Source organism: Microcoleus sp. Pol14D4 (genome assembly GCF_036701245.1).
GTDB lineage: Bacteria > Cyanobacteriota > Cyanobacteriia > Cyanobacteriales > Microcoleaceae > Microcoleus.
Window position 1 is genome coordinate 22,491 of sequence record NZ_JAUBQM010000073.1, and the last position, 13,041, is coordinate 35,531.

Genomic DNA, 13,041 nt, shown 5'->3' on the forward strand with positions numbered 1-13,041 from the left:
AGCACTCACCCTTAATCCAACCCAACAAACTACAGAAGGGTTCCTCTTCCAGAATAGCAAAGCAAATGCCAATATGGTCGCAACTAACTATTAATCCTCTTCAGCTATCTTCAGGAATGTTTTTGGCATACATAACTGCTGATTGACTATCTTAATTCATAAATACGTTAGTCAGTTTGCGCAAGAGTATCAAACTGTCTGCAAGCGGGGTTAGCCAGCACATCCCATCAACACATCCAAGACCATACCCCCAGGCACATAGCGATGAGTGCAATCGCGAACAAGAACTCCTATTCCGTAACCCCAGCCGAGGGAGCAAATTTTTGGAGCCACAGCTTGCTTATTCGCTATTCGCGAATGTAGAATAAAGCAAACCGCAAGCGATCGCAGCCACCTATGCTCAAACCGCAAGATATTGTTGCCCTGCTTAAAGTCCACTGTTGGCGCGAGGATTCCTGGACTTACAGCACCCTCGCTCAAAGTTTGGGCATGAGTGCGTCAGAAGTTCACGGAGCTCTTTCTCGATGCTCCGCAGCAGGCTTGTACGATCGCGAACATCGGAGGATAGGAAAACAAGCACTCCTAGAATTCTTGGTTCACGGGCTGCGCTATGTATTCTACGCCCAGCCCGGTCCCTTAAGTCGGGGACTGCCTACCGCACATTCTGCAGAGCCCTTAAAAAGCAAGCTGCTTGCCTCGCCCTCTGAAGTTTATGTGTGGCCAGATCCTCAAGGTGCCGTCAGGGGGCAGGCGATCGCCCCTTTGTACCCTTCAGTCCCTGTCGCTGCCAGTAACGATCCGGAACTCTACGCCTTGCTGAGCTTGATTGATGCGTTGAGGGTAGGTAGGGTGCGAGAGCAACGTTTGGCCGCTAGCGAACTTGAAAGCAGGCTGTTTCCAGCATGAATCCGCAGATATTCATGCTGGAAACAGTGGCTGCAGTGCTCTCGACTGTACCCGCTACCATCGTCTTTACAGGAGGAGCAACCATCTCGCTTTACCTGGATGAAGCAGCAGCCCCCGACATTCGACCCACCGATGATGTAGATTGTGTAGTCTCCATTGCATCTCGGGCTGAATACTATCAACTGTCAGACTTGCTGCGCACCCTGGGACTCCTAGAAAGTACAGAACCGGGGGCACCGCTGTGTCGCTGGTACTGCGGGGAAATTTCGATTGATGTCATGCCGTGTGATGAGTCGGTGCTGGGTTTTTCCAACCGCTGGTACAGTCCTGGTATTGCTCGTGCTATTCGCTACCAACTGCCAAGTGGCAGGCAAATTTTAATTTTTTCAGCCCCTTATCTCCTTGCTTCCAAAATAGAAGCTTTCACGGGTAGAGGTGGTGGCAACTTTTATTTTAGTTCCGATATTGAAGACATCATGGCAGTGCTCGACGGGCGTTCTAGTTTGATTGAAGAAGTGCAGCAAGCTGACACAGAAGTCAAATCATTTTTATCGAGATGGTTTCGAGTTGAACTTGAAAATTTGCGCGAAACCGGACCGGCTTTCCTCTCGCCCGTTGCTAGAAATTCAGGTCGTGCCAACTTGCTGTTGCAAACAATAGAAAGGCTAGCGATGCTAGTCGATCGCTAAAAATAGACGGCAGCAGACATTACCTTGAACTGACAAGAAAAACCAAAACTTAATTATCACTTGTAGCGACGGGCGGAATGTTTAGAGCAGGCCCGATTTCATTTGCCAGACTCATTGTAGAAACAGCAGCTTCGATTATTTGTACTGCCCAATCTGCTACGGCCAGCCCTTGAGTTTTAGCCGCATCTCGGATCTGGTCTTGCAAGTCTATCGGGAACTGTAGAGTTAAACTAAAAGTATCTCGCTCGGCTCGTCTTGCCTTTTTAACTAACTCCGGATCGCTCCATCGAAAAAGCCACAATTTACATTCAGCTCCCCGTTCGTTACCATCCTTCTCAATAAAGCTTAGTTTGCCCAGCTTTTGACAATAAAAACTGTGCGGGTCGTCTTGAACAGGCTCAAAACTGCAATGATAGCAGTTCCAGCAGCTTCGGCATTGAGTTTCTGTCTGACTGGATGTTGCTCCCAATCCCTCAGCATCCTCTTGATTGGCTGCTAAAATCTTACAGTCTGATGCTGGATGATTGGTTGAAAGAGTTCGTTGCTTTTTGGAACTGTTCTCGTTGTTAGACTTATTCCTCGAAATTTTTTTCTGGTGTTCTTCAACAACTCGGGCAACGTGAAAAGCCGTAAGTTTGCCGTTCGGAGCAGTAGAAACGGCTTGGGCCCAAGCCCTAGGCTGCTCTTGGGAGGGTAGTGCTGTTAGAGGGCGAACTTGGCGCTCATTGGCGGGAAGGATTTGTGCGCCATGGCGCACATTTTCATAGACGGTTGCCGCCTCGATCAATTGGTAAGCCCAACGACGAGACATTTCCCACCGATTAGTGCAATAGTCTTCAAACGTCGAGAAGTCTTGTCGGTAGAGGCGGCGATCCCGGATCTGGCGCAAAGCTTGCCCTATTTCCCAGAAAGCTTTCAAGCTCCGTTCGACTTTCGCTTCCAAGCTGCTTAATTCTAATGCTTCAGCATCAGTGAGCGTACTGCTCTGGGCAGACAAATCTTTAGCGTCGGCTTTGTTTAGGTGGCAGTCCTGTGCAACTGGAGCAGTGAGTTCAGCGCTGCGAACAACAGAGAAGTTATGTGCATCAGAACCGCGAACTGTGTTGGAGGATGACATTGATGTTCCGTCCGTCTTGCACGGTGCAAAATTAAGTATTGCATAATGCAAGGGTAGTTGCGTAATCGATTAAGGCTTTGATTGCTCAAATTTTGTAGAAAGGGCGTAAAATAGCGAAAAAGTATCGGCTTCAACGCAGCAGAAAGTAAAATAGTGTACGGTAAAAGCGTTAGTTGACATCCTCCGGGTGCGTTCGCGCGCGGGGATTCCCAAGACCACTCTTTGGGCTTCCTCTTTCCACTACTCGGCTTACACTCGGAGGAGTCTCCTCAGCCAAACTCTTGTCGGTGTCTCGCAAGGGCGTTAGTTCCCGTGTGCCCCAGGACTTTAAACCTAAATTTTCGGTAAGCAATTGTGACTGTTAGCTCTGTATCTTCTCTTATACTCGATCGCCAAAAGCGGCTGACTCAGTTGATCGAGCTGCTGCTAAAAGAAGGCTGGACTCAAAGCGCTTTAGCGTCCGCTATCGGAGTAGATTTTTCAACAGTATATCGGTGGTTAAAAGGAAAAACGATACCCGAATCCGATTCTAAGAACTTTCGGCAACTGGCAAAGTTAAGCGGTGGCAGTACCAAGACTCTGCAACTTTATTTGGATGGAGAAATATCCTTATCAGTTTATCAACGCGGTTTGGATGAGGTGGCGATAAGTCAAGTGAGTGGCAGCAAGAGGGTAGGCTCTGAAAAAATTAAAAAAGAAGTTTTAGCAAAGATCTATTCCCTCGATCCAGATGATATTGCCGATATCATTTCTTCATCAGTAGCATTTTTAGCCAAACTTGTATAGTTGGTAACAAGCAGCCTGCACCCTTAAGGTTTTCAGTTGAGAAGCCGGAAAAATCACTGTCTCATTCCCCACTCCCCCCTGACTTCTGGCGATCGCCGCTATTGCTCAGTCTTTTATGCTCTGAGCAATGTACCTCCTTACTCTATCCGACCTCAATCAAACTATTCATACTAGCCCACTACAAGAGCCGCCTCTTGTTCCTTCCTATCTGCAAGAACGCTTGCAACTGCTTGTCAAGCAAATTTTAATGGGATTACCTGTCGATCCAATTCTCAACAGTCACCCCCAGTTCCAGCAGTGGGTTTTCCAGCTCAAAGAACTATCGCCATCACTGTTTTTACCGCAGCGAAAACTGTTTGTTGACATTCCAATTCAAACAAAACTAGACCGAACAAAAAGGGGAGTGACCGAAGAAAATTCTTCCCTTTCTCCTCCAATTAAAGTGATACAAGTCCGTACAAATGTGGGTTTAGTTAAAGGAACGCCCAAACTATTTGAGTGGGCGATTCGCCATCCTGTACTGACTTGGCAAGACCGAGTTAAGTTATGGGTAGCTGCCGAATTCTTCGAGATCGAGCCTCACAAGCTGCAACTGATTATTTTGGCACTGCACCCGACTCAACCAGCAGAAAAAGTTCAGTTTGCCTGGGACAGCAAGCAACACCGACAAACTCAAAATTGGCTTTTGACTACCATTGAACCAGAGACAGAACAAACAGTTATCAAGCTCAATGGTTATCTAACACCTCAACCGAAGGAAGTAGCAACAGCTATCAATTTGGATGAAATCAATTTGGATGAAATCAATTTGGATGAAGTCAACGAAGTGTCGATCTAATCTGTTCCGACTGTGTATAGCTCTTCTGGATTTGTGGTGGGAACGGTAGTGTGAGCCTCTCGCGCGGGCTTTTCGGGCCGCATCACTAGAATTTTTATGATCACCTAAAAATCGGGAGAACCGACTTTATTATCATCCTCCTATCGAGAGACATTCACCTTCCGACGAAATTGCCCAAAAATCAAAACTTTTCTTCTCTCCATAGGAGGATGACACTCTTTAATATGAGGAAAAACAATAGACTATGGATAAAATGTAGTAGGAATCTTAGCCGTGACTGCAACTACCGCCACCCAACCAAAAACAAGCCAACTAAAAACCATCCTGATAGTTGAAGATGACCCGATGATGCAGCTCGGTCTACAGCATATCCTCAATAACCAACCCCATTTAACAGTTGTCGCACAAGCTGTTAACGGCAACGAAGCCGTCAGTGCCGCGCTGCAACACCAACCAGACATCGTGCTGATGGACATTGACTTGCCCGGAATCGACGGTATTGCAGCCGCGCAGCAAATCAGAGCCGCACTGCCGCATAGTCGCATTCTGATGCTCACCCACCACAGCAATCCAACTCAGGTAATGGCGGCTTTGTCCAGTGGCGCTCACGGTTACTGCGTTAAAGGCACTAACGCAGAACAACTTCTAGCAGCGATTACGGCTGTGCAAGAAGGTGGCAGCTACTTAGACCCTAAAATTGCCGACTGCGTGCTGCAAAATCTCAAAACGCCACTGCCCGATAGCTATGCGAATGACGACATCAAGCTGACAGAACGGGAAATGCAGGTTTTGCAGCAGCTAGTTGAGGGTAAAAGCAATAAACAAATCGCTGCTCAACTAGGAATGAGCGTCCACACCGCCAAAGGTCATGTAGAGATGATTATAGCTAAATTTGAAGCGAGCGATCGCACCCAGGCAGCCGTTAAAGCACTGCGTTTGGGCCTGGTTTAGTCGTTGGAATGCAGCTTCTAATTGTTCTAAAAAAAGTGGTTTTTGAGGCGTAGCTATCGCGTAGCAAATTATGGCATCTTGTCAATCTTCAAACTTTGGCAATGTCAACCAAAACCTCGCTCCTTTTCCCAATTCGCTATCAACGCCAATCTCTCCGCCGTGAGCCTCAACAATTTGCCTGCAAATGAAAAGTCCCAATCCCAATCCTTGCCTTAAACTAACTCCAACTCCCCTCGTATAAGGCTCGAATAATCTTGCACATTGCTGAAGAGAAATTCCTGCCCCATTGTCTGCAACCGTACAGCGAACCATCTCACCTTCCTTTTTAGCTTCTACCGTCAAAATAAACCCAGACTGATTGTATTTAACAGCATTGTCGATCAGATTGCCAAACACCCGCCAGAGCTGCTGGGCATCCGCATGGACTAAAGGCAAATCGGCTGCAAAACGCTGCTTAACCTTGACTCGATGCTGGTTGAGAATTGGTAATCTTTCAATAAGAATATTTTGGACTAAAGCGGGCAGCGACAGCGGCTTTATGGCTAAAGAAGCACTTTTCACATCAAACTGTTGTGTTGCTGTTAGTGACTCAATCAACTGGAGTTGGCGCGAACAACTTTGCACCATAACCTCCATAGTCCGCCTATCAATAGCAATGTTACTGCCAGCATCATTGAGGCGACTTCGCAGCAGTAGCGACATTCCTGATAGAGGCGATCGCAAATCGTGCGAAACAGCGTGCAACAGCATTCTTAAATTGGCTTCTGCTTGCTGTCTTTCTTGAATTTCCTGGCTGAGCTGAACATTTTGTGTAGCCAATTGCACGTTAGCGCAGCGAAGTTGCTGCTGCAAGCGCTGCATTTTAAGTTGGGCAGATACCCGCGCTAACACTTCAACAGGCTCAAAAGGTTTTATAATGTAGTCAGCACCGCCCGCCTCAAACCCTTTTACTTTGTCAAATACGTCATCTAAAGCGCTGATGAAAATTATAGGGATATCACAAGTAGCTTCAGATGCTTTAAGTTGACGACAGACTTCATAACCATCCATACCGGGCATTTTTATGTCTAGCAAAATCAAGTCGGGCGCTTGCAACTCTACTGCTTTTAAAGCTCGCTGTCCACTAATCAACTTCCTGACTTTGTAACCGTTTTCAATTAGCAATTGAGAAAGTAGTTGAATGTTAGCGGGAATATCGTCAACAATCAAAATGTCAGCCAAAAATTGTTTAGTTTGCTCCATCATCTATCGCCACCAAAGGACAGAGTTTTGAGTTTTTTCCGAATATTGCCAACTGCTATTTTCCCAGCCGCGCTGTTCGCACCACCAGCATTAACAGGCGACTTAACATCAGCCACAGTCACGGGTTCTTCTGGATCGTTCGGATGTGGCAGCAATTGGTAAGCGAATCGAATCCGCTGATCCAGCTCTTCATCTATATTGAGCAGTTTACCCGTCTGCTGCTCTACTGACAAAGCTTTCGCCCGCCTTTCAAGCTGCGGTCTGATGCTGCTGTCCCACAGTTGTTCAGACTCTTTAGCTCGCTTTATGTCGCCGGGCCGCACCGGAATCTTGAGAGGGTAGGGAAATAAAGCTTCCGTCCCCGTTGCGTAGGCCGGTGAAGTGATGACGCACTTGCCTTGAGGAAACCTCAGAATTTCGTCAGGACTAATCAGCGGTTTCTTTTGCAACTGTTCGCTCCAGTTGACAGAACGGCTCGTTTGCTGCCCCGTCGAGCTGCCGGTTGATCGATTTTTTACCAGCACTTCCACTTCCCCGTACCGCTTAGAATATTTCTCGGCTGTCTCAAAATCGCCGGGGTTGAAGAGGACATGAGTTGACAGAGCACTGGCGATCGCAGCCCCTTTTTTATCCCCATACAGATTATAGAGTTGATTGAGCGATTGAATGCCAACAATCGGCACGCCGCCAGCAGAACGATATTCGTTAGCCCACTGATCCATTCTGTCGAACTTGAGAGACGGAAACTCGTCTAAGCAGTACAAAAATGGGTCAGAACGTACTCGACTCAAATTAGACACCACACATAAGTGAATAGCAGCAGCTAACAGCGGCCCCACTACAGTGCGCCTTTGGTCATCTAATTTGAAAATAATGCACTTTTTGCCTTCTAAAGCAATTGGAATGGTGCTGCGACCAATAAATGCCCGCAACAAATCTTTTTGAATGAAACTGGAGTAGGTTGCCTCTGCGGTTGCCTTGATGCCCGCCACTGTTTTTTCAGCATCTTTTGAACTTAATAACTGCGAAAAACTAGAGGCAATCCACCTGTCCATTTTGAGGGGATGACCGTCGGGTCGGTGAACGGCGTGGTCGATGCGCTTGACCAAATCTGGCAGTTGAATAATTGCGTACACAAAAGCTAAATCCGGGTAAGGACTGCTTTTTGCCAACTGCACTAAACCCTTCGCCATCAACTCGCCTGCTTTCTCAAAAAACTCATTGCCTTTACTCTCCCCCGGACTAGCATTTCGAGCAATAACTTGTCCAATTTCTGCTGCCATTACTGCATCTTGTGCATCTCTCATAAAATCCAGAGGATTGATAGTGCCGCTGTAAGCTTCCCCTGGCGCAAACACTTGCACATCATAGCCGTAGCGCACTGCAAGGGGTGCAAGCAGTTTCATTTGGTCTCCTTTTTTGTCGTAAATAATGGCAGGAAAACCTTGCTGAAATGCACTTTCAACCATCCGGTCAATGACGCTGAATGTTTTGCCAGAACCCGGAGCACCAATGACTAAAGTTCCGCGTTCTGCGTGGGGAAACCAAACCGTCGGATTTGCACCTAATAGCGTTTGCAATCGAGCACTCAATCCCTGACAACCTTTAAACCAATAAGTCGGCGTACCGCTCCACAAAGTAACGGGCTGCCGTTTTTTTTCTTTCATTTGCTTGAGGGCAGAGCCTGTGGCTGCCAATTTTTCAGCCGTCCCGCACAGCCGCCCGGAGGTAATTTTACCTTTCCCGTTTCCAACTAATTTGGAAACAATAAGTAAGCCTGCCATTAGCCCTAACATTGCCAATCCCTCTGGCTTCATAAACTGGCCCAACAACCCGCCAAAATCTATGCTAGTTAACGAACGTTTAGGAGGTTGAACTGCCATTGGTATCAAGGTAGCTTTGTGAATTTTAGGCAAGAATTGCAAATTGTTCATTTTTTTATCTATTAAACAACTAAATGTTTCAGCTAGCGGCTATCGCCTCAAGGGGGAGACCATGACAAAAATAGGTAAACAATGGTAAGAAGCAATAACGCGAAATCTCCCAGTAAGACAGTACAGAATTCTAGTGGAAACTCCAACAGGCAAAAGAACAAGAGTGCTGATTATTACGAGATAGATCCGGAGCTATTCAACAGTGATTACAACCAAACTCGCAAGCCCTCTTTGCCCTATGGAATCGTGATTAACGATAACCCAGCAGGTATTTTGCTCTCGAACGACCAGCTTGTCAAAGCGGAATGGCACGTAATGCCTAATGTTGAGGAATTGACAACGGTCGAACTAAGCGAAGAAGTGACAGGCTTACTGCTCCCAAAAGCGAGAATGTTGGTATTAGCTTGTGTGCCTGAGTACATCCGCTACAAAGATATTGAAGAAAATGGAGAATTAGCAGGTAGTTTTATTGGGCTTTACGACGAATATCGCGATTCCCTCGATAAAAAGACGCAGGAAGTGTGTTCCGAACACGCTCTCATCTTTCTAAATCCCAAAAACCAACCCCTGCATCAGGTACCGATAGTCGTCCGCTTCAAGAATGTAGCCCTCTGGAGCTTTAAGAGCGCTAGAGAAGAATTTTACCGCAATTTGGAACGGGCATTTGCTGATTGCTTTGGGAGAGATTACAGCGGTAAAAATGACAAGTGGCGCTCTTTGGGAGTGTTGAATGTCGAATTTAGAGCTATCAAAGAAGGGGAAGGCAAAAATAAATCGTTTTGCTGCAAAACTTACAGCATTACTCAGCCAACTGATGCTAATTTTCACAAGCTATTTCTCGGTCAAAAACCACAAAAGAAATTGATTTGGGGACTGCACAATAGCATTGCTGGGTTCATTGACGCTAGCGAGGCCGGGTTGCCAGCTATAGCTGCTGGTGTCGAACCTGAAGTCCAGGCGTTGCCAGAAAGCGTAACTAACCGCAAAAATCGAGGTAAATTGTCACCCCCTCGCAAAATTGCACAAGTTGAAGGAGGAACAGACTCAGAATTAGAGGAATTAGATGAGTTTTCCGAGGCTGCTGAGGTTGAAGTTGAGGTTGATTCAGAAGAAGATTTTGACTTCGATGAACCCGCAGACTACTAAACACTAACTACTGAAAAGCTGGCTGTCAGCAAGTTGATAGGTAAGGCCGTCGTAGCAAAATTGAAGCTGGCGGCGGCCTTCTTTGGAAAGCTGATTCACTCCTAGACAAGGCAAACCCTCGTGCGAGGAACTGTCAGCCTTAAACAAAGGAGTTTTCGGCGGTTTATGGGGGTCGAGATAAGCTGTAAATACTTCTGTTGGCATTTGACTTGAATCATTAGGAATTAAGTAGCCAACATAAAGGCAGCCTTTTGTGCCGCACAGAGTGGAATTATTGAAATCATAAAGGTTCAGCCGTCCTACCGAGCCATTAACTTGCCACACTCGCATTCTCTTAATTGCTTCCGCCGCAGCACTTTGCCCAGCCGCTACTTTGAGTTCTGGAAGGCTGCTGTGTTCCTTTACGATTAGGGTTAAAGTTTCTTTTGGAGTGACTCGCAAAGCTTGTTGCCAAGAAGCTGGTGCGGTTGTTGCTGAACTAGAATTCGTGCAAGCAACTGTCCCCAATAATAGCGACAGGGCGGTAAAAACTGTCAAACCAATGCGAAACCAGTAACCAAGTTGATTTAACCAAACCGGGGGGTTGACAATCTTTTGGGTGCCTGCTGTTTGTTGCTTAACTCTATTTTGTTTAACCATTTGTTACTTCACTCCTACAAAATACAAGAAAAAACAGGACACTAAAGCAGAAGAAAAAGACAATAAAAGAGAGATTATTTTGCTGAAGTAAGCTGTTGTATGTCTAAATCTTACAGTCAATTTTTATGACTGACTTCGGGGAATACAAAACGACTCTACAATTTATATCCTGAACAGCTTAGAAGTCATATCTAATCAGTTGACATCGGAATTATTATCTCTCTCTTCTCTTTCTCTGTGTCCTCTGTGCCCTCTGTGGTTTAATCATTCCGATACCACCAATTTTGATATCAATGCCATAAAATTAATGGTTTCAGCAATTAAAAACGTCCTGGTTGTAGAGAAGGTTGTTAGACTTGTTAATAACTTGCTTTTCCACCTCCTCTTTCCCCTGGTTCAATGGGAGAGTGCAGCCGTGCCAAAACTAATTGCTAGTCCAAAACCGATTAGAATCATAAAAAATTGCTGCTTTCGCTTGTAAAAAAGTCGAATTAAGAACCACATTCCCATCAAAAAAGAGCTAATGAACAGCGCAACCTTAATACTCCCACTAGCATTTAAAGTAATGCCGGAGCCGACCGAGTTGCTGATGCCATTGCTGTCACCAGAATTAGCTTGGCAATTGTCGCTGGTATTGTGGTTATAAAGCTCTCGAACTTTTTCCCCGTACTGTTTGAGAGGGTAGCCGCCTAAAATATTGGAATAGCTGGCATCAATTTTACTGCCAGAACCCCCAAAGTGTTTCTGTGCTACTCGCTCAATTAAGCGATCGCCCTTGAACACCTGCCCAGTTTTAGGGTCAATTTCCTGTTGGCTGCTGACTAAGTTCTCAGCTAGAGAATTTTGCAAGACTTTATCCTGAACAGCAGGAGGAAAATATTGGAAGAGTTCCTCTCTTGTAGGTTTTTGGCCTTTGTTGACGTTTAGGATAAAGTTAGCCCCCCCTGGAATTGAGCTGACAGCACGCTGCACGTCTTCCCGGTAACTCATCAACTGATAGCGACCGATCGCCCGCCCGCAGTTGCGAGATCCTTCGGTACAAACGATCTCGCCAATGGCTTCGTAGTCGCCACTGGCTGCATTTTCCAAATTGGCGATTCCTTCGGAAAGCTTTGCTAACGCCTCCCCTAATGAAGCTACATCCACACCGTTAACGTAAGTTGCGGGGCGCGCGCACTCTCGCTTTGATTCAGGTAGAGGCTGAGTGGGTAAAGGGTTTTCTTTAGCTTGATTGGAACTCAGCGGCTTTGAAGGTTTTGTTTCAGAGGCAACGCCTTTGGAACGCGAAATATTGTTAGAAGAACCGCCCTCCAATCGACCGACAAACATAGGCGAATTAACGCTGTAACTGAGAAACGGAACCGGACCAATAATGTAAGGCGATTTGCCGCAGGGCAAACTAAACCTGAAGTACAGAGCCGTGTCAACAGTATCGCTGGTTTCTGACGGTTCCATTACCACTACTTTAAACACTTCCCCAAAAGGATGCCGGCCCGTCGGTTCCCAACCGCTCAAACAGCCAGAACCGCCTCGCACTTCCTGGTATTTGCCGCTAATCCACTGCTTGCCTTCTAGTGGCCCTGTGGCGCGGCGACCGACGTTTTCCATGTCGTCGAGTTCGATATAAGCGCAATCTTTCTCGCACGCTACCGCAAATCCTTCTACATCAGAACCGGAGATTGTATTAGAGCGCTTGCTTTCGTACCGGCTGTAAATCGTGTCAATTCGCATGATTGTGCTGCCAATAGACGCAATAGGAACCGGAAAGCTAGAAAGCGGGACTTGACTCAGCAGCGGAATATTGCTGATGAGTTCCTCTGACCAGCCAGACAACTGTTCTAAATTTACGCTATTAAGGTTGGGGATTTGGGCGATCGCAAACTCAGATAGGTCAATTTGGTTAAGTTTTGCCTGCGCTAGTTGCGGTACTTGTTTTACAGCTTGACCAATTGGTAATTGGTTGATTTTAGGGTTCACTCCGGCTATTTGAGAAGATAAAGAAGCAATTGGAGGAACATCGCTCAATTGAAATTGGCTAAGATTTGGAACAATTTCAGCTAAGTGACCGACAGTTTGCTTACCAGCTAAGGGAAATGCTGACAAGCTGATATTTTCTAAATTGATATCCCCTAATGCCAATTGTTCAATTGCTTGCAAAGACAGAATTTCAGGTTTTACATCGTTAATGTCCCCCAGCTTCAAGATGTTGTCAACAGAAGTGCCGGCTTGCCAGCTTCGGCCGCCAGAACTTCCAGAACTAGCAACGGCGGGCAGGGAACTAAAGGTAATCTGGCTCCAATCTGGCAGCAAAACTCTAGATTGTTCTTTTTCCCAAATTTTAGTAGGTAAGGGACTGGCGCTAGCAATTAATGGAAAGCTTAAGAAAGTAATGCAGATAAAAGCAAAAATTAGGCAGAGTGTACTGGCAGCTATTAAGGCAGAGCCTATCTGGCTTGATTTTTTTAACGGCTTGGGACTGTTCATGGAAATCCTCTTGATGTTAACTAAAATCGCGAAAAAGAAAGCTGCTCTATTTTTTCTGAGTTGATGCGTCCAGGACTGCATTTCTCGATCTTCGCTTTTTTCTTTAATCAAGCTCCAGTTCCAACTGTGGATTCGACCGGACTGCTGAATCTGTCCAAGGAGTATCTACTAAGTTGGACAAATCATAAACATTTTCTTGGTAAGCGTCGTCAAAATTACCTTGACGAACTTCCCTAGAGCGTCGGTTCAGTATTAGGTATTGACAAGAAAAAGGCTGTATGCAGTTACCCGGTCAATGAGTTCGACTCT

At 46.1% G+C, this 13,041-nt stretch carries 11 protein-coding genes; 6 read left to right on the plus strand and 5 right to left on the minus strand.

Going from position 1 to position 13,041, the window contains the following annotated elements:
- Positions 1–396: 396 nt before the first annotated feature.
- Together QUA33_RS21735 and QUA33_RS21740 are read left to right on the plus strand one after the other, a co-directional pair.
- Entirely contained in the window at positions 397–906 is a 510-nt protein-coding gene (locus tag QUA33_RS21735) for a hypothetical protein (protein WP_333151071.1), read from the plus strand.
- Positions 903–1,595, plus strand: coding sequence for a hypothetical protein (locus QUA33_RS21740; protein ID WP_333151073.1), 693 nt, complete (start codon positions 903–905; stop codon positions 1,593–1,595). Before QUA33_RS21735 ends, QUA33_RS21740 begins: the two co-directional genes overlap by 4 nt.
- 49 nt (positions 1,596–1,644) lie before the next feature.
- Here QUA33_RS21740 and QUA33_RS21745 read toward each other — a convergent pair whose 3' ends face one another.
- A complete protein-coding gene (locus QUA33_RS21745; RefSeq protein WP_333151075.1) occupies positions 1,645–2,712 on the minus strand; it encodes a hypothetical protein in 1,068 nt (355 codons plus the stop codon).
- A 354-nt stretch (positions 2,713–3,066) separates the two neighbouring features.
- Here QUA33_RS21745 and QUA33_RS21750 point away from each other — a divergent pair, with 354 nt between their 5' ends.
- The 3 genes from QUA33_RS21750 to QUA33_RS21760 all read left to right on the plus strand — a co-directional run bounded on the left by QUA33_RS21750 (position 3,067) and on the right by QUA33_RS21760 (position 5,287).
- On the plus strand, positions 3,067–3,498 hold the full coding sequence (locus QUA33_RS21750) for a helix-turn-helix transcriptional regulator (protein ID WP_333151077.1): 432 nt from the start codon (positions 3,067–3,069) through the stop codon (positions 3,496–3,498).
- 127 nt (positions 3,499–3,625) lie between these two features.
- Positions 3,626–4,336: a hypothetical protein gene (locus tag QUA33_RS21755; RefSeq protein ID WP_333151079.1), complete on the plus strand. Its 711-nt coding sequence runs from the start codon at positions 3,626–3,628 to the stop codon at positions 4,334–4,336.
- 273 nt (positions 4,337–4,609) lie between these two features.
- Positions 4,610–5,287, plus strand: coding sequence for a response regulator transcription factor (locus QUA33_RS21760; protein ID WP_333151081.1), 678 nt, complete (start codon positions 4,610–4,612; stop codon positions 5,285–5,287).
- An 81-nt stretch (positions 5,288–5,368) separates the two neighbouring features.
- Here QUA33_RS21760 and QUA33_RS21765 read toward each other — a convergent pair whose 3' ends face one another.
- Positions 5,369–6,532 (minus strand): hybrid sensor histidine kinase/response regulator, encoded by a 1,164-nt coding sequence (locus QUA33_RS21765; protein WP_333151083.1) that lies wholly within the window; start codon positions 6,530–6,532, stop codon positions 5,369–5,371.
- Entirely contained in the window at positions 6,529–8,463 is a 1,935-nt protein-coding gene (locus QUA33_RS21770; protein ID WP_333151085.1) for a type IV secretion system DNA-binding domain-containing protein, read from the minus strand. Before QUA33_RS21770 ends, QUA33_RS21765 begins: the two co-directional genes overlap by 4 nt.
- A gap of 81 nt (positions 8,464–8,544) precedes the next feature.
- Between QUA33_RS21770 and QUA33_RS21775 the strand changes: the two genes are divergently transcribed.
- Complete coding sequence (locus QUA33_RS21775; protein ID WP_333151087.1) at positions 8,545–9,609, plus strand: DUF5895 domain-containing protein; 1,065 nt, start codon at positions 8,545–8,547, stop codon at positions 9,607–9,609.
- A gap of 3 nt (positions 9,610–9,612) precedes the next feature.
- Here the strand turns inward: QUA33_RS21775 and QUA33_RS21780 are convergent, their stop codons facing one another.
- Positions 9,613–10,248 carry a hypothetical protein gene (locus tag QUA33_RS21780; RefSeq protein ID WP_333151089.1) on the minus strand — a complete coding sequence of 212 codons (636 nt, stop codon included), beginning with the start codon at positions 10,246–10,248 and terminating at the stop codon, positions 9,613–9,615.
- 396 nt (positions 10,249–10,644) lie between these two features.
- Entirely contained in the window at positions 10,645–12,732 is a 2,088-nt protein-coding gene (locus QUA33_RS21785) for a hypothetical protein (protein WP_333151092.1), read from the minus strand.
- Positions 12,733–13,041 lie beyond the last annotated feature (309 nt).